Annotated in this window: 23 protein-coding genes, 1 tRNA gene and 1 pseudogene; 16 read left to right on the top strand and 9 right to left on the bottom strand. The window is 67.6% G+C overall.

Going from position 1 to position 25,058, the window contains the following annotated elements; translation table 11 throughout:
- Positions 1–36 precede the first annotated feature (36 nt).
- From HPC46_RS10065 to HPC46_RS10050, 4 genes are all read left to right on the top strand, one after another.
- Positions 37–1,326: a sensor histidine kinase gene (locus HPC46_RS10065; RefSeq protein WP_325096615.1), complete on the top strand. Its 1,290-nt coding sequence runs from the start codon at positions 37–39 to the stop codon at positions 1,324–1,326.
- A 151-nt stretch (positions 1,327–1,477) separates the two neighbouring features.
- The gene (locus HPC46_RS10060) at positions 1,478–2,752 is read left to right on the top strand and encodes a cytochrome P450 (RefSeq protein ID WP_179469307.1); all 1,275 of its coding nucleotides are present in this window, start codon (positions 1,478–1,480) and stop codon (positions 2,750–2,752) included.
- Positions 2,753–2,772: 20 nt separating this feature from the next.
- On the top strand, positions 2,773–3,879 hold the full coding sequence (locus HPC46_RS10055) for an NDMA-dependent alcohol dehydrogenase (protein WP_179469305.1): 1,107 nt from the start codon (positions 2,773–2,775) through the stop codon (positions 3,877–3,879).
- A gap of 242 nt (positions 3,880–4,121) precedes the next feature.
- A complete protein-coding gene (locus HPC46_RS10050; protein ID WP_233716340.1) occupies positions 4,122–4,580 on the top strand; it encodes a DUF4383 domain-containing protein in 459 nt (152 codons plus the stop codon).
- A 3-nt stretch (positions 4,581–4,583) separates the two neighbouring features.
- Here the strand turns inward: HPC46_RS10050 and HPC46_RS10045 are convergent, their stop codons facing one another.
- From HPC46_RS10045 to HPC46_RS10025, 5 genes are all read right to left on the bottom strand, one after another.
- Complete coding sequence (locus tag HPC46_RS10045) at positions 4,584–5,465, bottom strand: Ppx/GppA phosphatase family protein (protein WP_233716348.1); 882 nt, start codon at positions 5,463–5,465, stop codon at positions 4,584–4,586.
- A gap of 62 nt (positions 5,466–5,527) precedes the next feature.
- Positions 5,528–6,025, bottom strand: a complete 498-nt coding sequence (locus HPC46_RS10040) for a DUF501 domain-containing protein (protein WP_179469303.1) — start codon at positions 6,023–6,025, stop codon at positions 5,528–5,530.
- A complete protein-coding gene (locus HPC46_RS10035; protein ID WP_179469301.1) occupies positions 6,018–6,689 on the bottom strand; it encodes an FtsB family cell division protein in 672 nt (223 codons plus the stop codon). The genes HPC46_RS10040 and HPC46_RS10035 overlap by 8 nt, the downstream gene beginning before the upstream one ends.
- Before the next feature lie 27 nt (positions 6,690–6,716).
- Positions 6,717–8,003 carry a phosphopyruvate hydratase gene (gene eno / locus HPC46_RS10030; protein WP_179469299.1) on the bottom strand — a complete coding sequence of 429 codons (1,287 nt, stop codon included), beginning with the start codon at positions 8,001–8,003 and terminating at the stop codon, positions 6,717–6,719.
- 93 nt (positions 8,004–8,096) lie between these two features.
- Positions 8,097–8,846 carry a lytic transglycosylase domain-containing protein gene (locus HPC46_RS10025; protein WP_218893969.1) on the bottom strand — a complete coding sequence of 250 codons (750 nt, stop codon included), beginning with the start codon at positions 8,844–8,846 and terminating at the stop codon, positions 8,097–8,099.
- A 160-nt stretch (positions 8,847–9,006) separates the two neighbouring features.
- Between HPC46_RS10025 and efeU the strand changes: the two genes are divergently transcribed.
- The 3 genes from efeU (at position 9,007) to efeB (ending at position 12,450) form a co-directional block, all read left to right on the top strand.
- Entirely contained in the window at positions 9,007–9,996 is a 990-nt protein-coding gene (gene efeU, locus HPC46_RS10020; protein ID WP_218893968.1) for an iron uptake transporter permease EfeU, read from the top strand.
- 62 nt (positions 9,997–10,058) lie between these two features.
- The gene (gene efeO, locus HPC46_RS10015) at positions 10,059–11,159 is read left to right on the top strand and encodes an iron uptake system protein EfeO (protein WP_233716347.1); all 1,101 of its coding nucleotides are present in this window, start codon (positions 10,059–10,061) and stop codon (positions 11,157–11,159) included.
- 40 nt (positions 11,160–11,199) lie between these two features.
- Positions 11,200–12,450: an iron uptake transporter deferrochelatase/peroxidase subunit gene (gene efeB / locus HPC46_RS10010; protein WP_179469485.1), complete on the top strand. Its 1,251-nt coding sequence runs from the start codon at positions 11,200–11,202 to the stop codon at positions 12,448–12,450.
- On the opposite strand, the gene HPC46_RS10005 is transcribed toward efeB, so the two are convergent.
- The 4 genes from HPC46_RS10005 to HPC46_RS09990 all read right to left on the bottom strand — a co-directional run bounded on the left by HPC46_RS10005 (position 12,423) and on the right by HPC46_RS09990 (position 18,495).
- Positions 12,423–13,559 carry a nucleoside triphosphate pyrophosphohydrolase gene (locus tag HPC46_RS10005; RefSeq protein ID WP_179469293.1) on the bottom strand — a complete coding sequence of 379 codons (1,137 nt, stop codon included), beginning with the start codon at positions 13,557–13,559 and terminating at the stop codon, positions 12,423–12,425. The two genes, efeB and HPC46_RS10005, sit on opposite strands and share 28 nt — an antisense overlap.
- Positions 13,556–17,215, bottom strand: a complete 3,660-nt coding sequence (gene mfd, locus HPC46_RS10000) for a transcription-repair coupling factor (RefSeq protein ID WP_179469291.1) — start codon at positions 17,213–17,215, stop codon at positions 13,556–13,558. Before mfd ends, HPC46_RS10005 begins: the two co-directional genes overlap by 4 nt.
- An 85-nt stretch (positions 17,216–17,300) precedes the next feature.
- On the bottom strand, positions 17,301–17,828 hold the full coding sequence (locus tag HPC46_RS09995) for a GAF domain-containing protein (RefSeq protein WP_179469289.1): 528 nt from the start codon (positions 17,826–17,828) through the stop codon (positions 17,301–17,303).
- A gap of 73 nt (positions 17,829–17,901) precedes the next feature.
- Entirely contained in the window at positions 17,902–18,495 is a 594-nt protein-coding gene (locus HPC46_RS09990) for a TetR/AcrR family transcriptional regulator (protein ID WP_036420722.1), read from the bottom strand.
- Between the two features lie 94 nt (positions 18,496–18,589).
- Between HPC46_RS09990 and HPC46_RS09985 the strand changes: the two genes are divergently transcribed.
- The 9 genes and pseudogenes from HPC46_RS09985 to HPC46_RS35745 form a co-directional block, all read left to right on the top strand.
- Positions 18,590–18,661: transfer RNA gene (locus HPC46_RS09985), tRNA-Gln, on the top strand.
- A 7-nt stretch (positions 18,662–18,668) separates the two neighbouring features.
- Positions 18,669–20,144 carry a bifunctional UDP-N-acetylglucosamine diphosphorylase/glucosamine-1-phosphate N-acetyltransferase GlmU gene (glmU, locus tag HPC46_RS09980; RefSeq protein WP_179469287.1) on the top strand — a complete coding sequence of 492 codons (1,476 nt, stop codon included), beginning with the start codon at positions 18,669–18,671 and terminating at the stop codon, positions 20,142–20,144.
- A gap of 94 nt (positions 20,145–20,238) precedes the next feature.
- Positions 20,239–21,219: a ribose-phosphate diphosphokinase gene (locus tag HPC46_RS09975; protein WP_083121645.1), complete on the top strand. Its 981-nt coding sequence runs from the start codon at positions 20,239–20,241 to the stop codon at positions 21,217–21,219.
- Entirely contained in the window at positions 21,220–21,561 is a 342-nt protein-coding gene (gene arsC / locus HPC46_RS09970; RefSeq protein ID WP_179469285.1) for an arsenate reductase (glutaredoxin), read from the top strand.
- Positions 21,558–22,211, top strand: coding sequence for an LpqN/LpqT family lipoprotein (locus HPC46_RS09965; protein WP_325096613.1), 654 nt, complete (start codon positions 21,558–21,560; stop codon positions 22,209–22,211). The genes arsC and HPC46_RS09965 overlap by 4 nt, the downstream gene beginning before the upstream one ends.
- Before the next feature lie 77 nt (positions 22,212–22,288).
- Entirely contained in the window at positions 22,289–23,155 is an 867-nt protein-coding gene (locus HPC46_RS09960; RefSeq protein ID WP_179469283.1) for an oxidoreductase, read from the top strand.
- Between the two features lie 134 nt (positions 23,156–23,289).
- Entirely contained in the window at positions 23,290–23,958 is a 669-nt protein-coding gene (locus HPC46_RS09955; RefSeq protein WP_179469281.1) for a 50S ribosomal protein L25/general stress protein Ctc, read from the top strand.
- Between the two features lie 6 nt (positions 23,959–23,964).
- Entirely contained in the window at positions 23,965–24,540 is a 576-nt protein-coding gene (gene pth, locus HPC46_RS09950; protein ID WP_005139922.1) for an aminoacyl-tRNA hydrolase, read from the top strand.
- A gap of 85 nt (positions 24,541–24,625) precedes the next feature.
- Positions 24,626–25,030: pseudogene (locus tag HPC46_RS35745) on the top strand (DUF6611 family protein); the annotation flags it as partial.
- Positions 25,031–25,058: the final 28 nt, after the last annotated feature.

Genomic DNA, 25,058 nt, shown 5'->3' with positions numbered 1-25,058 from the left:
TGCCGCGATGCTAGTGCCAAATCTATGGTCAGCCGGGTGAGACCGCTCGATCGCGCAAGTACGGCCGACCGGGACGACTATGGCCTGGCCCGGATCGTCGTCGCGGTGCGGATAGTGGTGGTGCTGTCCATCGGCGTCGTTCTGCTCGTCGGGCCGAGTTGGGCCCGCCACCATGCGCCGGTCACCGCCGTGGTGCTGACCGGTGCCATGCTCTATGCCGCCGTGATGCTGGCCAACCCGCGGCTTGAGGTGCGGCGCACCCGGTACGGGTGGCTGGTCACGGTCTTCGATGCGGTCTTCACCCTCGCGATCATCGGCCTGACCGGGGGTGTGTACAGCCCGGTCGTGTCGGTCCTCGTGCTGGTCATCGTCGCGTCGGCGGCCCGGCTGTCGTTCACCGAGACGCTGGTGGTGGCGGTGTTGCTCGGAGCGGCACTCGTTCCGGTGGCGCTGCTGCTGTCCCCGCCGCCGCCGGTCAGCATCTCTCCGGCGCTGCAGGCCGGCTGGTCGGCTCTGTTCCTGGTGTTCGTGGCGATCATCACCGCAGGACTCTCGGCGCTGGCCGAACGCGAACATCGCTCTCGTATAAGCGCGCTGGTGGAAGCCGAAGCCGAGCACGCGGCCGCCGAGGAGGAACGTGATCTGAGGGCCCGGTTGCTGCGGTCCTATGAATCGCAGCAGGACGGGCTGCAGGTGCTGGTCCACGAATTCCGCACTCCCATCGCCTCTTTGGAAGCCCTGACGGCGGCACTGGCATCGGGACGCCCGATGTCACAGTCCGACCAGGAGGTCAGCCTGCAATTGGCGGACCGCCATGTGCACCACTTGCGCGACATGCTCGACGCGCTGTCCGACGTCGCATTGAGCCGTCGCCCCACGTTCTCCGACGGGCGCGTGCGCCGCATCGACGTCGCCGATCTGATCGGTGCGACCGCCGATGCGGTGGGTCTGGCACCACCGCGGCTGCGGCTCACGGTGAACGGCGATGTGGGCGCGGTACTGGTCAACGCGCAGGGGCTGCGCCGCGTGCTGACGAATCTGATGGAGAACGCATCCCGGCACGGCCGGGGCGAGCCGGTCGACGTCGTCTGTGCCCGCGACGGCGACGAACTCGTCATCGCGGTACTGGACCGGGGCCCGGGCATTCCCGCCGAGAGCCTCGGTGAATTGACCGCGAAGTACGTCAGTGCCGGCGGCCAACGCGGCACCGCCGGCCTCGGCCTGTGGATCGTGCACCAGATCGTCGAGGCGATGGGCGGGCGGGTCGACTTCGCGGCGCGCGACGGCGGTGGTCTGGTGGCCACTTTCCGCGCACCCATCGGGTGACCGCGTTGTCCTGATGCTGGCCCGCACAGGCCAGTGATTGGCACGCACGCCGGTGCCGCGCGCGGTCGTCGACGAACACCATGGGTCTGAACGCCGCAGTGACGCGCACCACAGTTCAGTGCTGTCCCGGCGCGGCTTGGAGAGGACAGCCATGACAACAGCCTTGCCCGACACCACTCACGGTGACATCGACCTGAGCTCCCGGTCCTTCTGGGCACTGCACCCCGACGAAAGGGATCGGGCCTTCGCCGTCCTGCGCAAGGAGAACCCGGTGCCGTGGAGCCGGCCGGCCGAGTCCGACCTGCTCCCTCCGGAACTCAACACCAAGGGGTTCTGGTCGCTGACCACCCAGGAGGACATCCGGATGGCCAGCCGCCATCCGGAGATCTTCTCCTCCGCTGAGGGCATCACCATGGAGGACTTCGCTCCCGAAGCCAGGGAGGTTGCCCAGTCGTTCATCGCCATGGACGCCCCCCGGCACGCCCAGCTGCGCGGCATCACGATGGACGCGTTCAAGCCCAAGAACATGCGCCGGCTGGAGGGCTGGATCCGCGGGCATGCGCGCGATCTGGTCACCGAGATGGCCCATCTCGGCGAGGGCGACTTCGTCGAACTGGTGTCGGTGAAGTTGCCGGCGCGGATCTTCGGCAGCTTCTTCGGCCTCCCGGCGGGCGAGACGTGCGACAAGGCGACCAACGCCGCGCAGCGGCTGCTGGGCTGGACCGACCCGCGAGTGCGTGGCGACCAAAGTGAACTGGAGCTGTTCATGGGTGCGGTCATGGACCTGCACGCGGTGGCCAGCGAGTTGATCCCGCAACGCCGGGCCAACCCCGGCGAGGATCTGCTCACCTGGATGGTGCAGGCCGAGTTCGACGGCAAGAAGATGACGGACGACGAACTGCGGGCCTTCTTCGTGCTGCTGGCCGTCGCCGCCAACGACACCACCCGGCATGCCTCCGCCCACGCCATATACACCTTCTCCAGGTTCCCGGAGCAGAAGGCGCTGCTCGTCGAGGACATCGAAGGCCGGATCGACACCGCCGTCGAGGAGGTGCTGCGCTGGGCATCGCCGCTGCTGCACATGCGCCGCACCGCCACCCAAGACGTCACCGTGAACGGCTCCGAGATCAGGTCCGGCGACAAGGTCGTCCTCTGGTACATCTCGGGCAACCGGGACGAGGCCGTCTTCACCGACCCGTTCACGTTCGACATCCTGCGGAACCCCAACCCGCACATCGCTTTCGGCGGTGGCGGGCCACACTTCTGCCTGGGCGCGGCACTGGCCCGGACGATGTTGCGATCGCTGCTGACCGAGGTGTACACCCGCATTCCCGACATCTCGGCACCGAACCCCGAGTTCCAGATCGCCAACTTCATCAACGGCATCAACAGCTTGCCCGCCACCTGGACACCCGAAAAGCCCTGACACACAAGGAGATCATCTACATGAAGACGAAGGCCGCAGTGTTGTGGGGCCTGCACCAGAAATGGGAGGTCGAGGAGGTCGAACTCGACGGGCCCAAGCAGGACGAGGTCCTGGTCCGGCTCACCGCCAGCGGGCTGTGTCACTCCGACGACCACCTGGTCACCGGTGACATGCCGATGCAGCTTCCGGTGGTCGGCGGCCACGAAGGTGCCGGCGTGGTGCTCGAAGTCGGGCCTGGCGTCAAGGATGTCGCCGAGGGCGACCCGGTGGTGCTCAGCTTCATTCCGGCCTGCGGGCGGTGCGAGCCGTGCGCACGCGGGATGAGCAACCTGTGCGTGCTGGGTGCCGCGATAATCGCCGGACCGCAACTCGACGGGACCTTCCGCTTCCACGCCAAAGGCCAGGGACTGGGCCAGATGTGCGTGCTGGGAACATTTTCCGAGTACACGGTGGTCCCGGTGTCGTCGGTGGTCAAGGTCGATCCGTCGGTCGCCCTGGACACCGCCGCACTCGTCGGCTGTGGTGTCACCACCGGCTATGGCAGCGCCGTCCGTACGGGCGAGACCCGCGATGGTGACGCCGTCGTGGTCATGGGTGTCGGTGGGATAGGCATCAATGCGGTACAGGGCGCGCGGATCGCCGGTGCCCGGATGATCGTGGCGCTCGACCCGGTCGCCTACAAGCGCACCCGGTCCCTGGACTTCGGCGCCACCCACACCGCCGCCACCGTCGAAGAGGCGCAGGCGCTGATTGCCGACGTCACACGCGGCGCGATGGCCGACGTGTGCGTGGTCAGCACCGACGTTGCCGAGGGCAGCTACGTCGCACAGGCACTGAGCCTGGTCGGCAAACGCGGCCGCGTGGTGATGACGGCGATCCCGCATCCGACGGACACACAGGTCGACATGTCGCTGTTCGACCTGACGCTGTACGAAAAGCAGGTCCGCGGGTCACTTTTCGGCTCGTCAAACCCCCGACACGACATTCCCCGGCTGCTGGAGTTGTACAGCGCCGGGCAACTGAAGCTCGACGAATTGGTCACCCGCGAATACACCCTTGACGAGATCAACCAAGGCTATGCCGACATGCACTCAGGGGTTAATCTGCGCGGCCTCATCCGGTTTTGATCGACCGCTCACGTTCGGCCCCGCGGATGGCTATCGTGGGATCATCCGGGCGAAGGAGATGACCTGACATGAACGTTTCAGAGCCCAAGCACACCGGTGGCTGTACCTGTCGCTGCAACGCCTGCGACGGCGGCCATCACTGTCACAACATCGGCAGCGGCTGCAAGGTAAAGCCCTAGCTCTTCATATCTGGGCCGGCTCCCCAAGATTGGCCCCCGGTATTGACGGGTATGCCAGTCGGCATGGACGCCGCCCATCCCGGCAGGCTCCACCGACCCCGGGTCGGCCTGCTGGCAGTACAGGGTGCCGCGGTAATCGTCGCCGCGGCATTCTCCCTCCTGGCCATCGCCGGTGTCATCCCCGGCCTGACCACCCGGTCCGAGCTGTTCGGCGTGTTCGAGGTGTCGGTGCTGCACAACGTGGCGCATCTGGCCTTCGGAGTCGCCGGGTTCCTGCTCGCGACGACCTTCGCCAGAGCGCGCGCCTACCTCATCGGCGGTGGTCTGATCTATCTCGGACTATGGGTTTACGGGTTGTTCTTCGATCCGTCCGGGGTGCGAAACATCCTGCCACTCAACAATGCCGACAACTGGCTGCACTTCTCGATCGGCGTGGTGATGACGCTGCTCGGTGTCACGCTGGCCGGTAGCCGAGTCCCCACCGGCGCCGACGGCGAACCGTTGATCGACCCGGAGGACTGACATTCAGGCGATGGAGAGCGCGATGCCGTCGAGGATGTCGTGCTCGCTGACCACCAGCTCGTCGATGCCGGCTCGCTGCCCGAGTGCATACGCCAGCTCTTCGACGACGATCGAGCCGCCGCCGATGACGTCGACGCGACCCTCATGCATCGGACCCAGGGCGGCGCGCTGCTTGCGGGTCATCCCGATGAGCTGGTCACACACCCCCAACAGGTCCCCGAAGCCGACCCGGGACAGGTGGATCGCGTTGGCGTCGTAGGTGGTCATGTGCTGAGCCAGGGCCGCAAGGGTGGTGAAGGTTCCCGCCACGCCCACCCACGTCCTGGCCTGGTCCACCGGCACCACTCGCAGCGCCTCGCCGAGACGCTCCCGCACCACATCACGCGCGGCCGCCACTTCGGCTGCGGTCGGTGGATCCGAATGCAGGCAGCGCTCGGTGAGGCGCACGCACCCGATGTCGGCCGAGTAGCTGGCCTGAACCCCGGTGCCGTCACCCAGTACCACCTCGGTCGAGCCGCCACCGAGATCAACCACCACAAAAGGTGCTGCGGCACTGTCGAGTTCACCGACCGCGCCATTGAATGACAGCTCGGCCTCTTCTGCGCCGGTGATCACCTCGGCGATCGCACCGGGGACGACGGGGTCCAGCACCTCGGCGGTCATCGAGAAGAACACGTCGCGGTTGGACGCGTCGCGGGTCGCCGACGTCGCCACCATGCGCACCGTGCCGACCTCGAAGCGCTTCATCAGCGCGGCGTAGTCAACCAGGGCGGCGCGGGTGCGGGCCAGCGCGTCGGGCGCGAATTGTCCTGTGGCGTCGACACCTTGACCGAGTCGCACGATCCGCATCTCGCGGTGGACATCGTGCAGGCGCCCACCGGCCATGTCGGCGATCAGCAGCCGGATGGAGTTCGTGCCGCAGTCGATGGCCGCCACCCGATTGGCCTCTATGTTGATGTCCACTCCCCCTTGTCCAGAATTCCCGCCATCCCCGGTTCGACGGCCAGCACCGCCAGCGCCTCGTCACCAAACGGGTTGACACCGTGGCCTTTTGCCAACGAGTGCGCGATCAGCACGTGCAGGCACTTGATCCGGTCCGGCATGCCTCCGCCGGAGAACGTGGTACCCAGCGACTCGATGGCGTCCCGCTCGGCCAGATAGGACTCGTGGGCCCGACGGTAGGCCTCGGCGACCTCGGAATCCTGTTGCAGCCGTTCACTCATCTCCCGCATCAGCCCGTCCGACTCGAGCCGGCTCGCCGCGGCCGTCAGCACCGGGTGCGTCAGGTAATACAGGGTCGGGAACGGAGTGCCGTCGGGCAGCCGGGGTGCGGTCTTGACCACCGCCGGTTCACCATTGGGGCAGCGATATGCGATCTCCAGTACGCCGCGCGGCTCACGCCCCAACTGCCGCGCCACCGCGTCGAGATCGGCGGGGTCAACCACCGGGCGCCGGCGGAGGAGCAACGGGTTCGGGCGGCGGCGGCAACGGCAACGTCGGGTCCGCCGGATCGCCGGCCGGGACCGGCGGCGGACCATGAGGTGTATCGGCGATGGTGTGCCACAACGACGTGTACCACGGGTCGCTGTTGTGCACCGGCGCGGCCTGCGGGCCGGTATCGGTGGTGACGGCGGCCCCTGGCGGGAGTTGCACCTGGTAGGGAATGTCGCCGGGCATCACGAACCCCAGCCGTTCGCGGGCCTGCGCGGCGATGTACACCGGGTCGTCGAGCTTGGCCTTTTGCGACTCGAGATCGGCGATCTGCTTGCGCAGCGCCGCTTCCGACGCGGCGAGTTGTTTCATCTCGGTGCGCTGGGCGAAATAGGTGCGCACCGGTCCGGCGATGGTCAGCGTCAGCACGCAGACCAGCGCAGCCAGAATCGCCGCGCGACGCGCGGTGAAACCCAACCGCTGCTCACTCTGGTGCTCGACCGACGCCGCGATCGCGCGCCGGATCGGCTCGGTGACGTTCACCGGCTCCGCGGCCGCGCGCGCCTCCGCAGGGCGCGGCTTGGCCACCGGCGCCGAGCGCGAGCGGACCCGACCCGAACCCCCCGGCCGGGAGGCCGGGGTGCGTCGCTTCGAGTCGGGCCGCTTGCTTTCCGCCACAGTCTCTTTCAGGGTCCCTCGGGGGTCTTACTCGCCGACCGCGAACCGCGGGAAGGCCAGGTCGCCCGCGTAACGCGCGGCGTCGCCGAGCGCCTCTTCAATGCGCAGCAACTGGTTGTACTTGGCCACCCGCTCACTGCGGGCCGGCGCACCGGTCTTGATCTGACCGCTGCCGACCGCCACCGCCAGATCGGCGATGGTGGTGTCCTCGGTCTCGCCGCTTCGGTGGCTCATCATCGTGCGGTAACCACTGTTGTGGGCCAGCGCGACGGCGTCGAGCGTCTCGGTCAGCGTGCCGATCTGGTTGACCTTCACCAGAAGTGCGTTGGCCGCTCCACGCTCGATACCTTCCTCGAGCCGTTCCGGGTTGGTGACGAACAGGTCGTCGCCGACCAGCTGTACCCGATCGCCGATCGCCGTGGTCAGCTCGACCCAGCCGTCCCAGTCGTCCTCGGACAACGGGTCCTCGATGGACACCAGCGCGTAGGAGTCCAGCAGACCGGCGTAGAACTCCGCCATCTGGGCGGCCGTGCGGGTCTCCTTCTCGAAAGCGTAACCCGTTCCCTGCGTGTAGAACTCGGTAGCTGCGACGTCGAGAGCGAGCGCGACATCGGTGCCGAGCGTGAGGCCGGCGCCCTCGATGGCGGTGCCGATCAGGTCCAGGGCGGCCTTGGTGCCCGGCAGGTCAGGGGCGAAACCGCCCTCGTCACCCAGCCCGGTGGACAGGCCCTGCTTCTTGAGCACCGACTTCAGCGAGTGGTAGACCTCCGCACCCCAGCGCAGCGCCTCCTTGAAGCTGGGTGCGCCGATCGGGGCGATCATGAACTCCTGGACATCGACGCCGGTGTCAGCGTGCGCGCCACCGTTGATGATGTTCATCATCGGCACCGGCAGAATGTGGGCGTTCGGGCCGCCCAGGTAGCGGAACAGCGGCAGCCCGGCGGAATCCGCGGCAGCCTTGGCCACCGCCAGTGAGACGCCGAGGATGGCGTTGGCGCCCAGCCGCGACTTGTCGGGGGTGCCGTCGAGGTCCAGTAGCGCCTGGTCGATCAGCCGCTGATCGTCGGCGGACAGGCCGATGACGGCCGGGGCGATCTCGTCGAGGACCGCCTCGACGGCCTTCTCCACGCCTTTGCCGCCGTAGCGCGCTGCGCCGTCGCGCAGCTCGACCGCCTCGTGTTCGCCGGTCGACGCACCCGACGGGACCGCGGCACGAGCGAAGGTGCCGTCGATCAGGGCCACCTCCACCTCGACGGTCGGATTGCCGCGGGAGTCGAGAATCTCGCGGGCCGCAACCTGCTCGATGATGGGCACTTGGCTGTCTCCTTCGCGTCGGGGTGTGCGACGAATAGCCTAGATGGTCCGGAGCGCGGCAGCGCTCCAGAATGCGCCTGAGCCGGAGCGCTGTTAGAGCGCGTGCCCTTGGGCGTAGGCCGTCGCCCAGTCCCGCACGGTGCGGGCGTACTGGTCGGAGTGGTTGTAGGCGTGCAGCGCGTTCATCCAGCCGCGCGGGGACGCGAGGTCCTTGCCGCGGAAGCACAGGTAGCCCGCCGCCGAGAGCGCGGCATCGTCGATGTTGTCCGGACTGATCACGCCGTCGTTGTTGGCGTCGACGCCGTAGAGCCGCCAGGTTTCCGGGATGAACTGCATGGGACCCATCGCCCGGGCATAGACCGGCTCGGCGTCGACCACCGTCTGGTCGACGTCGATGATCTCGAGGTTGCCGTTGGTGCCGTCGAGGTGCACCCCGCGGATCGGCGGACTGACGTCCCCGTTGGGCGCGACGACGGCGTCCCGGTAGGTGCCGTGGTGACTTTCGACCATGCCGATCCCGGCCAGCGTGGTCCAGGCCAGATGGCAATTGGGGTTCTCCACCTCCGCCACGCGCGCGGCGTAGGCGTAGGCCTCGAGTGCGGTGATCGGGATGCCGAGCGCGGGGGCCCGCTGCGCCGCCCAGTCGTGCAACTGGTCGGCCGGCCGGCCCGGGGCGTGGGTGTCGACAGCGGGCACCGCGTCACCCGGCGGCGGTGGCACACCGTCGGGAATAGGCGTCCCGAGCTGCCACGAACAGCTCGCGGCCAGCAGCATGCCCGCCGCCGCAATGACGCCGACAGCCCGCAGCCAACGCGTTGACAACACGACACTCCTCGAACCCATTCAACCGTGTTCATCGTCCCACGGGATCGGTGTCATTAGTCCCCACCGACGATGCCAAGGGCCGATAACGTCGTTACCTCCACTCTGTTAAGGTGAGCCGAACCTTGGTTTGGTAAGCCTTGCTTACCAGGGATTATCCGAAGTTAGTTAGGACTCGCCAATGACCCTCGTGGCGGACATCGCAGGGGCACTTCCGACGGGGATCCACACCACTTTCAGCGCGGCCGCCCCCAACGTCAGCGCCCAGCTTTTCGGTAGCGGATTGATCGGCCTGCGCGAGGGGCTGGAAGCCGGGATCATCGTCATGATCCTGATCGCCTTCCTGGTGAAATCCGACCGTCGGGACGCTCTCAAATGGGTGTGGCTCGGTGTCGGGGCCGCGGTCCTGATGACGGTCGCCGTCTTTCTCACGATCCAGTACGGCACCTACACGGTGACCGGCCTGGCCGCCGAGGCGATCGCCGGGGTGGCGTCGCTGCTGGCCGTCGCGATCGTCACCTCGATGGTGCTGTGGATGCGCAAAGCCGCGGCCAGTATGTCCGGCGAACTGCGCGCCGGGATGTCGAAGGCACTCGAAACCGGCGCGACTGCCGTCTTCGCGCTGGCGTTCCTGGCCGTGGGCCGGGAGGGCGTGGAGACCGCGCTGTTCATGGTCGGTTTTGCCGAAGCGGAGACCGCGTGGCCGCTGCTGGGCCTGCTGATCGGCGTGCTGGCTGCCGCCGCTATCGCGTGGGGTATGTACGCCGGCGCCGTGCGGATCAACCTGGCCAAGTTCTTCTCCTACACCGGCGTGTTCCTGATCTTCGTCGCCGCGGGCGTCCTGTCCTATGGCATCGGGGCGATGCAGACCGTCGGCTGGCTGCCGGGCCTTGGTTCCAAGGCCTTCGACATCAGCGCGGGGTTCAACTGGTCGGCCTGGTACGGCGAGATCATCCAGGGCGTCTTCAACGTCACCCCGACGCCAACGGTGCTGCAGCTGATCTGCTGGCTGACCTACCTGGTCATCGTGCTGGCCCTGTTCCTGCGGCCCACCCGGACCGCGCCGACGCCGGCCACCGAAGTTTCCACCGGCGGTGAGATTTCCAACCGCAACGACAGTGGTGCGCCAGATTCGGCGCACACCACCCTCTCCGAAAGGTCCACTCAGTGACGCTCACCCATGGCATCAAGACCGGTACTGCCGCTGCCGCGGCTCTCCTGGCCGGTGTATCCATGGCCGCCTGCACGGCCAAAGAGACCAAGTCCGCCGACTCGAGCACCAAGGCGGCCTCGGAGATCACCGTCGACGCCTCCGACACCGAGTGCAAGCTCTCGGGCACCCAGGCTGCGACCGGGCCGAGCACCTTCGTGATCACCAACAACGGCACCAAGGTCACCGAGTTCTACGTGTACGGCGAGGGTGAGCGGGTGATGGGCGAGGTCGAGAACATCTCCCCCGGACTGCAGCGCAAGCTGATCGTGCAGCTCGGCGAGCCGGGCAAGTACCAGACCGCGTGCAAGCCGGGCATGATCGGCGACGGCATCCGCAGCGACTTCACCGTGACCGGCAACGCCGTAGCGGTCGACGAGAAGGGCGAGTTCAAGGAAGCCGCCGAGAGCTACAAGCGCTATGTGAACAGCCAGACCGACGCCCTGATCCCGGCCACCCAGCTGTTCGTCGACGCCGTCAAGAAGGGTGACGTGGCGGCGGCCAAGGCGCAGTATCCGATCGCGCGCACCTACTACGAGCGCATCGAGCCGGTGGCCGAGTCGTTCCCCAACGATCTCGACCCACGCATCGACCTCCGTGAGGCCGACGTCGAGCCCGGCCAGAAGTGGACCGGCTTCCACGCGTTGGAGAAGCAGCTGTGGGTGACCGGCCTGCAGCCCGACGCCAACGCGCTGGCCGACCAGCTGATGGCCGACGTCAAGGAGCTCAACGACGGCGTCAAGGCACCGGACTGGACCATCGACTCCACCCAGATCGCCGGTGGCGCACAGGGTCTGCTCGACGAGATCGCAGCCAGCAAGATCAGCGGCGAAGAGGACATCTTCAGCCACACCGACCTCTGGGACTTCAACGCCAACGTCCAGGGCAGCCAGACCGCGGTGGCATCCGTCCGCCCGATCCTCGACAGCCGTAACGCCGAGTTGGGCAAGCAGGTCGACAAGGGCTTCGCCGACGTCGAGGCGCTGCTGGCCAAGTACCGCAAGGGCGACGGGTTCGTGTTGTACGACACGGTGACCGAGCCTCAGCGCCAAGAACTCTCACGCGCGATCGACGCGCTGAGCAAGAACGTGAGCCAGGTGCAGGGTGTCATCGCTCCCCAGTAATCCCGACGAGGCGACGCCGGCCCAGCCGGCGTCGCCCGGTATGTCGCGACGCAAGCTCTTCGGTGCCGCCGGTGTGACGGCGGCCGTGGTCGGCGCAGCCGGCGCCGGGGCGCTGGCCGGGCGGGCGTCGGCGGCCGACTCGCACCTGGGCGGCCTGGACAAGCCGGTGCCGTTCCGTGGTGAGCACCAGGCCGGGATCGTCACCCCGGCCCAAGACCGGATGCACTTCGCGACGTTCGACGTCACCACCGAATCCAAGGCCGACCTCGTCGCCATGCTCAAAGAGTGGACGGGCATGGCCGAGCGGATGACCGAGGGCCGCGAGACGGTCCATGACGGGGCTGTCGGGCTCAATCCCTATGCGCCGCCATCGGATACCGGTGAGGCACTGGGACTGCCGGCCTCGCAGCTGACGCTGACGATCGGGTTCGGTCCGTCGTTCTTCGTCAAGGACGGCAAGGATCGCTTCGGGCTCGCCGGGCAGAAGCCGTCGCTGCTGGAGAACTTGCCGAAGTTCCCGAACGAGACGATGGACCCGGCGAAGTGCGGCGGCGACATCGTCGTACAGGCCTGCGCCAACGACCCCCAGGTGGCGGTGCACGCCATTCGCAACCTGGCCCGGGTCGGCTTCGGCACGGTGGCGGTGCGCTACTCCCAGCTGGGCTTCGGCCGCACGTCGTCGACCACGCGCGAGCAGGCCACACCGCGAAACCTGTTCGGGTTCAAGGACGGAACCAATAACATCAAGGCCGAGGACACCGACACCCTCGCCCAGCAGGTGTGGGTGGCCAAGGGCGACGGCCCGGACTGGATGACCGGCGGCAGCTACATGATCAGCCGCCGGATCCGGATGCGCATCGAATCCTGGGACCGCACAACGCTTCTCGAGCAGGAGCGGGTGATCGGCCGGCAGAAGGGCAGCGGCGCACCGAACGGGTTGAAGCAGGAGTTCGAGGAGCTCAACCTCGACCTCGTCGACAACAAGGAAACCCCGCTGATCGACGTCGACGCCCACGTGCGGCTGGCGTCCCACCAGCACCTCAACGGGATCCGGATCCTGCGCCGCGGCTACAACTTCACCGACGGTTCCGACGGGTTCGGGCACCTGGACGCCGGCTTGTTCTTCATCGCGTTCGTGCGCAACCCGGTGACCCAGTTCATCCCGATGCAGATGGAACTCGCCCGCCGCGATGCGCTCAACGAATACATCACCCACAACGGCAGCGCGATCTTCGCGATCCCGCCGGGACTGCGCGACGGCGACTACTGGGGCTCGACGCTGCTCGGCTGATCGGGCTGCGGCCCGATGAGGTCGACGCCCTCGACAGCAAGCTCCGGAACGTCGAATTCCTCGTCGTCGGAATCTATCTGCACGGTGTCGACGTCATCGAGCAGATCGTCGTCGGACGACACCACCTCGGGCACCAGCGGCAATTCCAGGGGTTCGGCGGCCGGCTCATCGATTTGGGCCGGCCAATGCCTGCGCCACTCGTCGGCGCTGACCGCACCCAGCGGTGCGGCGACATCGAGCTGGCTGGGCAGATCGGCATCGCGGCGGTTCGCCGCGATCGCACCTTCGACGGCGCGCACGGTATCCATGAACTCCAGAGTTGACGTACGCAGCTCGTTTTCGGCGTCTTTGTCGGCCGCCACGGTGACGGTCACCATCGAGGCGGGGATGAACTCCACCGGCAGGCCGGCGTTCAGGACCCGGGCAATCACCTTCTGCGCCAACGCCAGTGCCGGCTGACCGGTCGGCACCTCGTCGACGCAGGACACCCGCTTACTGGTCTCGAGAGCCTTGCGCTCTTCCCACTGCGCCAGCTGGTCTTCCAGCGAGATCGACTCACCGGCCAGCACCGCGGGCACCCGGTTGCCGAGCTTGCGCACCAGCGCGTCGGCCACGTCATCGATACTGAATGATCGGTGCGATGCCTCCTCGGCGATCCGCGCGTGAAACAGCACCTGCAACAACACATCTCCGAGCTCGTCGCGCAGCTCGTGAAGATCGCCGCCGCGCACCGCGTCGAAGAGCTCGTAGGTTTCCTCCAGCAGGTAACGACGCAGCGAGTCGTGGGTCTGTTCGCTCTCCCACGGGCCGGCGGTGCGCAGTCTGTCCATGATCGCCACCGCGTCGACCAGCCGCTCACCGGGCTGGGGTTCGGGCGCGGCGAGCAGCCGCTCACCTGCGATCAGCCGGGCCTGCACCGCGGGGTGTTGCCGATCAGAGGACAACAGCACCGCAGCATCCTCACCGGTGGACACCGGCCGCGCCGACGGCAACGACCACGGCACCTTGACCGGCATCTCCTCGGTGTACTGCACGTCGCCGGTCAACAGTTCAACCGCCTCGACGGGCACCAGCGAGGGACGGCGCGGGTCGACCAGGATGACTGTCACCGCTCTCCCGTCTGCGCGCCGGGGGCTGTGAAGGTCGTTATATCAAGCTCGCCGTGCGGTTGTCCGTCAAGTGCGAGAAGCAGATCGGCGACCATCTGCACCAGTTCCAGGTCCCGGATCCGCGGGGCGCCGACCCCGCCGCCCGTCCGTGGGATCGGCACCGTCACCGTCGATGTCGTCGCCCGATAGCTACCGCCGGGATACACCCGCTTCAGACGCAGCTGCGCAGAATCGGGCAACGTGAGCGGTGCCACGCGAATCGTTGTGGCAGAACCACTTCCGGTAGCGGAAACCTCGGTCACCCCGTAGCGGCGACACAGCAGGCGCAGCCGCGCCACCGCCAGGAGGCGCTGAGCCGGTTCGGGCAGCGGCCCGTAGCGGTCGGTCAGTTCCTCCACCACCGAGGCGATACCCGCATCGTCGGAAGCGGCGGCCAGCCGCCGGTAGGCCTCCAGACGCAGCCGGTCGCTGGCGATGTACTCCGGCGGCAGGTGGGCATCGACCGGAAGATCGATGCGGACATCCTTGGGTTCCTCGACCGTCGTCACCATCTTGCCGTCGGCAGCCGCCCGGTACGCCTCGACCGCCTCACCCACCAGCCGGACATACAGGTCGAATCCGACCCCGGCAACGTGACCGGACTGCTCGACACCGAGCACGTTGCCGGCACCGCGAATCTCCAAGTCCTTCAACGCCACTGCCATACCAGCGCCGAGTTCGTTGTTCTGCGCTATGGTGGCCAACCGGTCGTAGGCGGTCTCGGTGAGCGGCATCTCCTTCGGATACAGGAAATAGGCGTAGCCGCGCTCGCGGCTACGGCCCACCCGCCCGCGCAACTGGTGCAGCTGGGACAGGCCGAAGGTGTCGGCGCGTTCGACGATGAGGGTGTTGGCGTTCGAGATGTCCAGTCCGGTCTCGACGATCGTGGTGCAGACCAGGATGTCGTACTCGCGGTTCCAGAAGCCTTCGACGGTGCGCTCCAACAACTCTTCGGGCATCTGGCCGTGCGCGACCACCACCCGCGCCTCGGGCACCAACTGCCGGATCCGGGCGGCGGCGGCGTCGATGCTGCTGACCCGGTTGTGGATGTAGAACACCTGCCCGTCACGCAACAACTCGCGGCGCAGTGCGGCGGCGACCTGCTTGTCGTCGTGCCCGCCGACGTAGGTCAGCACCGGATAGCGCTCCTCGGGCGGGGTGAGGATGGTCGACATTTCCCGGATACCGGCCAGACTCATCTCCAGGGTTCGCGGGATCGGCGTGGCGCTCATGGTCAGCACGTCGACGTGGGTGCGCAGGCTCTTGATGTGTTCCTTGTGCTCGACACCGAAGCGCTGTTCCTCGTCGACGACCACCAGCCCGAGATCTTTCCAGCGGACGGCGGTCTGCAGCAGCCGGTGGGTGCCGATCACGATGTCGACGCTGCCGTCGGCCATCCCCTCGAGCACGGCGCGCGACTCGGCGGGATCGGTGAACCGCGACAGGCCTTTCACGGTCACCGGGAAGCCGGCCATCCGTGCGGTGAAGGTCTGCAGGTGCTGATCGGCCAGCAGCGTGGTGGGCACCAGCACCGCCACCTGCTTGCCATCCTGGACGGCCTTGAACGCGGCCCGCACCGCGATTTCGGTCTTGCCGTAGCCGACGTCACCGCAGATCACCCGGTCCATCGGCATCGGCTTCTCCATATCGGCCTTGACCTCTTGGATGGCGGTCAGCTGGTCGACGGTTTCGGTGAACCCGAACGCATCTTCCATCTCCGCCTGCCACGGGGTGTCCGGGCCGAAGGCGTGCCCCGGTGCGGCCTGCCGCTTGGCATAAAGCGACACCAGTTCGCTGGCGATCTCGCGAACCGCCTTGCGCGCCTTGGTCTTTGTGTTGGTCCAGTCGCTGCCGCCGAGCCGGCTCAGGCTGGGTTCCTGGCCGCCGACGTAGCGCGACAGCTGGTCCAGGGAGTCCATCGGCACGAAGAGCTTGTCGGCGCCCTGCCCGCGCTTACTGGAGGCATACTCCAAGACCAGGTATTCGCGGCGCGCGCCGCCGATGGTGCGTTCGACCATCTCGACGAACCGCCCGATCCCGTGCTGGTCATGCACCACCAGATCGCCGGCGGTCAGTGCCAGCGGGTCGACGGTGTTGCGGCGCTTGGCGGCCAGCCGCTTGCCTTCGGGCGCGGCGGCCCGGTTACCCGTCAGGTCCGTTTCGGTGATGACCACGAGGTTGGCGCCCGGCACGATGATGCCGTCGTGCAGTGGGCCCCTGAGCACCCCGACCACGCCTGGTTTGGGGGCCTGGCCGGGTTCGAGCATGGCCGCGGGGGTGTCCCGTTCGCCGAGCTGCTCGACGACCCGGTGCGCGGTGCCGGTGCCCGGCGCGACAACCGCGGCGTGTCCACCGGTGAGTACGTGGGCACGCAGCATCGCGAAGATCTCGTCGACCGTGCTCTGCTGCCCGCGCGCCGACGGCGCGCTGCGCACGTCGAGTTCGACGGCATTCTCCGCGGCGAGCTGGCTCAACGTCCACCACGGCCGGTTGCTCGCCCGGGCCGCATCGCGGACGTCATCGAGCTCGCGGAACCCGGACCCGCCGAGTTGCTCGACGTCGATCGGGGCGTCACCGCCGATCGCGGCGACCGACCACGATGCCTCGAGGAACTCTCGCCCGGTCTTGATCAGGTCGGCCGCGCGGGTGCGCACCTTCTCCGGGTCGCACACCAACAGCGGCGTGCCGGCGGGCAGGTGATCGATCAGCAGTGCGAGGTCATCGGGCCGCAGCACCGGCTGCAGCGCCTCCATCCCGTCGACCGGGATACCTTCGGCGATCTTGACCAACATTTCCCCGACGCTGCCGGTGATGTGGTCGTCGTCTGGCGGGCGCGTCTCGATGAGCTTGGCGGCGCGGGCCCGCACCTCGTCGGTGAGCAGCAGTTCACGGCACGGCACCGCGACCACGGTCTCGACATCGATCTCCGGGATCGAGCGCTGGTCGGCGACTGCGAACATCCGGATTTCGCTGACCTCGTCCCCCCAGAACTCCACCCGGACCGGATGCTCTGCGGTCGGCGGAAAGACATCGAGGATGCCGCCGCGGACGGCGAACTCACCGCGCTTGCCGACCATGTCGACGCGGGTATAGGCCAGCTCGACCAGCCGCGCGACCAGCGCCTCGAAGTCGAACTCCGCGCCGACCTGCAGCGTCACCGGCTCGATATCGGCCAGGTCCGGCGCCATCGGCTGCAGCAGCGAACGCGCGGTCGTCACCACCACCCGCAACGGCGGCCCCAGCCGGGCGTCGTCGGGGTGAGCGAGCCGGTACAGCACCATCAGTCGCGCGCCCACGGTGTCCACACCGGGTGAGAGCCGTTCGTGCGGCAACGTTTCCCAGGACGGAAACATCACGGCCGCGTCGCCGAAGACGCCGCGTAGTTCGGCGGTCAGGTCGTCGGACTCCCGGCCGGTGGCGGTCACCACCAGCAGCGGGCCGCCGCGGGCCAGCGCGCAGGCGGTGTACAACTGCGCGCTGGACGGCCCGACCAGGGTGAGTTCTTCGGGACGCTCCACGGCGCGCTGGGCGAGTTCGACGAAAGCCGGCGCCGTGAGCGCCAAATCGACCAGCCCCGCCAGCGGGGTCTGGACATGCGGGTGCCCCGGTGCGGTCATGATCCCCCCATCCTAGGCAAGACCACCGAAGGCGTTGCGGCGGGCCGCGATTCGTCCGTCCGCTGTGACGCAGGTCGCGGCCGGTTCAGTCGCCGCCGGCGGCCCCGAGGGCGGCGACCGTGAAGCCGGGGTCCGGAATGCCTTCAGGGAACCGGTGCAGCGCCGCCACCGCGAGGCCCGCCAGACGCGCAAGCGCCGCAACGACGCCTGCGTCCGGCTGGCCCGGCCGCGCCCAATACACCCCGATCGCCCCCAGCGGATCGGGCCCGAGCATGGGCACCATGACCAGGCTGCGCACGAAGGTCGGCCGATAGGCCTCCTGCGGGATGCGTTCATCGCGCCGGGTGTCGGCGATCGACACCGCCGTCCGGTGGATCATCGCCCAACCGCTGATGCAGTCCGACACCGGGAAACGCTGCCCCTTCCACAGCGGGCTCATCGAATCCTCGTCCGCGTAGTAACACATATCGTGGTCCAGCAGCACGAAGGTCGCGCCATGCGCACCGGCGAGCTCGCGCGCGGCAACCTTGACCACCTGCTGCACGTCCTCGAGGTGCTCGGCGGCCGTCAGCCGAGCACTGATCTGGTCGAAAATCTCGCCACCGCCGACCACCGCGTCGTCTCCTCACTGTCAGCCCCCGACAGTCTTGTGCGACGTTTCACAGCATTATCGCAGGTGTGCGCTGCTATTCGCCCTCCAACTGCGGATCGGCCTCCAGATGGGTCAGCCCGTTCCACATCAGGTTCACCAGATGGGCGGCGACCATCTCCTTCTTGGGCTCTCGGGTGTCCAGCCACCATTGCGCGGTCATCGACACCGAACCGACCAGGGCCTGGGCATACAGCGGCGCCAGCCCGGGGTCGAGTCCGCGGCGGGCGAAGTCACCGGCCAGGATGGAGGACACCTGGCCGACCGCGTCGTTGAGCAGGCTCGAGTAGGTGCCGGTGCTGATCGCAGCGGGTGAGTCGCGGATCAGGATGCGGAAGCCGTCGGTACGTTCCTCGACGTAGGTCAGCAGGGCCAATGCCACGCGCTCGACCCGCACCCGGGATCGGTTGTTGGTCAGCGACGACGTGATGCCGTCGAGCAGGGCCGACATCTCGCGGTCGACGACCACGGCGTAGAGGCCTTCTTTGCCGCCGAAATGCTCGTAGACGACGGGTTTGGAGACGTTGGCGCGCTGGGCGATCTCCTCGATCGAGGTGCCTTCGTAACCGCGTTCGGCGAACAGCGTGCGGGCCACGTCGATCAGCTGGCGGCGGCGCTCGGTGCCGGTCATCCGCGCGCGCGGTGCCTTCGGCTCCTTCTCCGGTGCTGCCACGGGGTTGAGCGTAGCCGTTTGCACTAGAGTCTCAGGCGGACATTTCGGCCAGTCCGTCGTGGTGTAATCGGCAGCACCTCTGATTTTGGTTCAGATAGTTCAGGTTCGAGTCCTGGCGACGGAGCATATTGATGGAGGTCCAGGTGACCACTCATACCGACGCGGCTGTATTGGTTCTCGCCGCAGGTGCCGGGACCCGCATGCGTTCGGACACCCCCAAGGTGCTGCACACCCTCGGCGGGCGCAGCATGCTCTCCCACGCTCTGCACGCGGTGGCCAAGGTCGCTCCCCAGCATCTGGTCGCGGTCCTCGGCAAGGATCGCGAGCGCATTGCGCCGGTGGTGGCCGGACTGGCCGAGAAACTGGGCCGCACCATCGAGGTCGCGATCCAGGACGAGCAGCTGGGGACCGGTCACGCGGTGCTGTGCGGCCTGTCCGGGCTGCCCGACGATTTCGCCGGCACCGTCGTCGTGACGTCGGGTGACGTACCCCTGCTGGACGCCGAGACGCTGGCCGAGCTGATCGCCATCCATCGCGGCCAGCACGCGGCGGCGACCATCGTGACCACGACGCTGCCCAACTCGACCGGCTACGGCCGGGTGCTGCGCACCCAGGACGGCGAGGTCATCGCGATCGTCGAGGAGACCGACGCCACCCCGCAGCAGCGCGCCATCCGCGAGGTCAACGCCGGCGTCTACGCCTTCGACATCGCCGAGCTGCGCTCGGCCCTGAGCCGGCTGTCCTCCGACAACGCCCAGCACGAGCTCTACCTGACCGACGTCATCTCGATCCTGCGCGAGGCCCATCGGGTGGTGCACGCCAAGCACGTCGACGACGCGGCGCTGGTCGCCGGGGTCAACGACCGGGTGCAGCTGTCCGACCTCGCCCGCGAACTCAACCGTCGGGTGGTCGCCGCCCACCAGCGCGCGGGCGTCACCGTCATCGACCCGACGAGCACCTGGATCGACGTCGACGTCACCGTCGGCCGCGACACCGTCATCCGGCCCGGCACCCAGCTGCTGGGCGCCACCGCGATCGGCGCCCGCTGCGAGATCGGGCCGGACACCACGCTCACCGATGTCAGCGTCGGCGACGAAGCCTCGGTGATCCGCACCCACGGCAGCCAATCGGTGATCGGCGATCGGGCGACGGTCGGGCCGTTCACGTTCCTGCGGCCCGGCACCGAACTGGGGGTGGCCGGCAAGCTGGGGACGTTCGTCGAGACCAAGAACGCCGTGATCGGGGCCGGCACCAAGGTTCCGCACCTGACGTACGTGGGCGACGCCGATATCGGCGAGCACAGCAACATCGGTGCGTCCAGTGTGTTCGTCAACTACGACGGCGAGAACAAGAGCCGCACCACCATCGGCTCGCACGTGCGCACCGGCTCCGACACCATGTTCGTCGCCCCGGTCACCGTCGGCGACGGCGCCTACACGGGCGCCGGCACGGTGTTGCGCGACGATGTGCCGCCCGGTGCGCTCGCCGTGTCGGCCGGACCGCAACGCAATATCGAGGACTGGGTGCAGCGCAAGCGGCCCGGCAGTGCCGCGGCGCAGGCCGCCGCCAAGGCCAAGCGCGGCGAATCGGACGGCGCCGCGCAGTGATGGACGTCGCCAGATGTTGCCTTTTTGGTAACCCGGGGACGTAGCACCGTACGATTGCCCCGTATCGACCTCCGACCGGCAAGGGCAGCACACAGTGGGCACGGACTGGACCGACAACCGCAAAAATCTGATGCTCTTCTCGGGTCGCGCGCACCCGGAGCTGGCCGATCAGGTCGCCAAAGAGCTCGACGTCCAGGTCACCGCGCAGACCGCACGAGACTTCGCCAACGGCGAGATCTTCGTCCGCTTCGATGAATCGGTGCGTGGCTGCGACGCTTTCGTCCTGCAGTCCCATCCCGCGCCGCTGAACAAGTGGCTGATGGAACAGCTGATCATGATCGATGCGCTCAAGCGCGGCAGCGCCAAGCGGATCACCGCGATCCTGCCCTTCTATCCCTATGCCCGACAGGACAAGAAGCACCGCGGCCGCGAGCCCATCTCGGCGCGCCTGGTCGCCGACCTCTACAAGACCGCGGGCGCCGACCGCATCGTCACCGTCGACCTGCACACCGATCAGATCCAGGGCTTCTTCGACGGGCCGGTCGACCACATGCGAGCTCAGCCCCTGCTGACCGGCTACATCAGGGACAACTACAACTGCGAGAACGTCGTGGTGGTCTCGCCAGACTCCGGCCGGGTGCGCGTCGCCGAGAAGTGGGCCGATGCACTGGGCGGCACGCCACTGGCGTTCATCCACAAGACCCGCGACCCGAAGGTCCCCAACCAGGTGAAGTCCAACCGGGTCGTCGGTGACGTCGCGGGCAAGACCTGCGTGCTGACCGACGACATGATCGACACCGGCGGCACCATCGCCGGCGCGGTCAAGCTGCTGCACGACGACGGCGCCAAGGACGTCATCATCGCCGCCACCCACGGCGTGCTGTCCGATCCGGCGCGCGAGCGCCTCGCCGACAGCGGCGCGCGCGAGGTGATCGTCACCAACACGCTGCCGATCGACGAGTCCAAGCGGTTCCCGCAACTGACGGTGCTGTCCATCGCCCCGCTGCTGGCCAGCACGATCCGCGCCGTCTTCGAAAACGGTTCGGTGACAGGCCTTTTCGACGGGGACGCGTAGTTGTCCAGCACGATCTATCACAACCCCCGCTGCAGCACCTCCCGCAAGACTCTGGACTTGTTGCGCGACAACGGTATTGAGCCGAAGGTCGTCGAGTACCTGAAGACGCCGCCGTCACGCGCCGAGATCGCCAAACTCATCGCCGACGCCGGTATCGATGTTCGCACGGCCGTCCGCAAGCGGGAATCGCTTTACTCCGAGCTCAACCTTGCCGACGCCGGCGACGACGAACTGCTCGACGCCATGGCGGCCAATCCGATCCTCATCGAGCGGCCGTTCGTGGTGACACCGAAAGGCACCCGCCTGGCCCGGCCGATCGAATCGGTACACGAAATTCTGTGAAAGCGCCTAGCGCAGCCCTTCTCCTCACGCTGGCCATGACCGCGGCGGCGTGCGGATCGAAGCCGCCGGACTACTCATCGGTGTGGTCAACGCCGGCCACGACCTCGTCATCCGCGACGGCGGCGCCCTCTTCTACCGACGCTCCGCAGCCGATCGTCGAATTCCTCTACGGCCACCAGGTCGTCGGCGAGCAGGTTCCACTCGACAAGCTCACCGGGATCACCGTGACGCTCGTGGCGCCGCCGGGCTGGATCCGGCCCGCCAAGACGAACTTCTCCCCCGGCACCGAAGTCATCGCGAAAGCGGGCACCGACTCGATGGCGACGGTGGTGGTGTTGAAGCTGTCCGGCAACTTCGACGTCGGCGAGGCGCTCGGGCACGCCAACGTCGACGCCGAAAAGTCGAAGAACTTCACCAAACTCAACGCCTCCACCGCCGACTTCGACGGATTCCCGTCTTCAATGATCGAGGGCAGCTACGACACCGACAGCAAACGGCTGCACACCTACCGCCGCGTGGTGATCCCGGTGACCCCGGACTTCCAGCGCTATCTGGTGCTGTTCTCGGTGACGACGGCGGCTGACCAGACCGTCACCGAAGCCGGTGATGTCGAGGCGATCATCAAGAGCTTCTCGGTCAAGCTGAAGTAGAACTCAGACCCGATTTGGCGGCCTCCTCAGCGGCTCGCTTCGCTGCGCCGCATCGTCAGCCCCCTAGAGTGGTCGCCATGAGTTGGACCGCTGCGGAGTTGCCGTCGTTCGCCGGACGTACCGTGATCGTGACCGGAGCCAACAGCGGATTGGGTCTGGTCACCGCGCGCGAGCTCGCCCGCGTCGGCGGGCACGTCATCCTGGCGTGCCGCAACGAGACCAAGGGCGCCGAAGCCGCCGCGACCATGACCGGAGACGTCGAGGTGCGCAGCCTCGATCTGCAGGACCTGGCCTCGATCACAGAGTTCGCCTCCGGTGTGGGCAGCGTCGACGTGCTGATCAACAACGCCGGCATCATGGCCGTCCCCTACGCCGTCACCAAGGACGGTTTCGAGAGCCAGATCGGCACCAACCACCTCGGCCACTTCGCGCTGACCAACCTGCTGCTGCCCAAGGTGACCGACCGGGTGGTCACGGTGTCCTCGTTCATGCACCTGCTGGGCAAGATCAGCCTCAAGGACCTCAACTGGAAGGCCCGGCCGTACTCGGCGTGGCTGGCCTACGGGCAGTCCAAGCTGGCCAACCTGCTGTTCACCAGTGAATTGCAGAAGCGGCTCGACGCCGCCGGCTCGACGATCAGGTCGCACGCCGCGCACCCCGGCTACTCGGCCACCAACCTGCAGGGCCAGACCGGCAACCGGATGGGCACCAAGATCTGGGACGCCGGCAACGCGATCTTCGCCACCAGCGCCGATTTCGGCGCCCGCCAGACGCTGTATGCGGCCAGCCAGGACCTGCCGGGCAACAGCTTCATCGGCCCCAAATTCGCCATGCGCGGTCCGACCGGGCAGTCACCGCGCAGTCCGCTGGCCAGCAACCAGAGCACCGCGAAAGCGCTGTGGAGGCTATCGGAGCAGCTCACCGCCATCGAATTTCCACTCTGAGACACTCGTCGGCTACCCTGGTGGCCGCGTCACGGCGAGGGTGGTCCAGCCACCGTTATCGACGAGGCAACCTTATCGATCGGTGCCTGCCTTCCCCGTGCGGAAGACCACTCATAACTCAGGAGCACCGAATCATGGCCACAAAGGGCAGCACCAACAATCTCGTCGCGAGCGTGCGGGAGAAGACCGGCAAGGGCGCATCGCGCCAGGCCCGCCGCGACGGCAAGGTTCCCGTCGTCCTCTACGGTCACGGCGCCGAGCCGCAGCACCTCGAACTCAACGCTCGCGACTACGCCGCCGTCCTGCGTCACTCCGGCGCCAACGCGGTGCTGGTCCTCGACATCAACGGCAAAGAGCAGCTGGCCCTGACCAAGGCCCTCTCCGTGCATCCGATCCGCCGCAACATCCAGCACGCCGACCTGCTGGTCGTCCGTCGCGGCGAGAAGGTGACCGTCGAGGTTCACATCACCCTCGAGGGCGATGCCGCCTCCGGCACCCTGGTCACCCAGGACGCCAACGTCATCGAGATCGAGGCCGAAGCCATGTCGATCCCGGAGCACCTGACCGTGTCGATCGAAGGCGCCGAGGAAGGCACCCAGATCACCGCCGGCCAGGTCGAGCTGCCCAAGGGCGTCACGCTGGTCAGCGATCCCGACATGCTGATCGTCAACATCGTCACCGCCCCGTCTGCCGAGGACCTGGAGTCCGAGGGCGGCGGCGAGTCGATCGCGGAGCAGGCCGCCGACGCGGCCGAAGCGGCCCAGAGCGCCGCGGGCGAGGGCGAGTCGGCCGAGGCCGAGTAAGCCGCAGTGGCCGAACCCCTGCTGGTTGTCGGCCTCGGCAACCCGGGTCCGCAATACGCCAAGACCCGGCACAACCTCGGTTTCATGGTGGCCGACGTGCTGGCCGCCCGCATGGGCGGACAGTTCAAGGTGCACAAGCGTTCCGGCGCGGAGATCGTGACCGGACGGCTCGGCCATCGCCCCGTCGTGCTGGCCAAACCGCGCACCTACATGAACGAGTCCGGGCGACAGGTCGGTCCGTTGGCGAAGTTCTACTCGGTGATGCCGACCGACCTGATCGTCATCCATGACGAGCTCGACATCGACTTCGGCCGCATCCGGCTGAAGCTCGGTGGCGGCGAGGGTGGCCACAACGGACTGCGTTCGGTGGCCAGTTCGCTGGGTACCAAGAACTTTCAGCGGGTTCGGATCGGGGTCGGGCGCCCACCGGGACGTAAGGATCCGGCGGCGTATGTGCTGGAGACTTTCAGCGCCGCCGAACGCCCGGAGGTGCCCGCGATCTGCGAGCAGGCGGCCGACGCGACCGAACTGCTGATCGAGGTCGGCCTGGAGACCGCCCAGAATCAGGTACACGCCTGGTGAAGACGTCGTAAGGATTCGCCCCCGCGGTGTCAGGATTCCGTAGAGATCGCAGCCCGTGCGGAAGCACTGACGTAGACCTGAATGCGTGAGTATTTCCCGTGTTTGGGGTTCTTTCGCCGCCTACCCGGCGCGTTATGGGGTTGCCCGCTACCGGCTGGTGGTGTTCCCGCCGGGTATGACCGTCGGCGAACGGCGGATGCTGCGACTGTGGCGGGGCTGGCCGCTGTGGGGCGCGGCGTTGTGGCTGGGCCTACAGATCGGCGGCGAGCTGTCCGGCATGCCCGAGACAGCGCTGATCGCCGGCTCGATGATCTACATCGCCGTGGGCACGTTGACGTTCGCGCTGGCCGGCGAGACGCGGATGCGGGTGCGCACACTGTGCGCCGTCACGATGGCCGGCTACCGCAATGACGATGCCGACCGCCGCTACGCGATGCTGCCGGTGATGGCGCGCACCCTGGATCACGCCGACCTCGACCTGGACGAGGGCCGGATCTCCGCATCGCAGCACGAGGCGC

The organism is Mycolicibacterium vinylchloridicum (assembly GCF_013404075.1).
In the GTDB taxonomy this organism is placed as follows: domain Bacteria; phylum Actinomycetota; class Actinomycetes; order Mycobacteriales; family Mycobacteriaceae; genus Mycobacterium; species Mycobacterium vinylchloridicum.
Note: the sequence above shows the minus strand (reverse complement) of the source record. Positions and strands in the feature narration are given on the sequence as shown.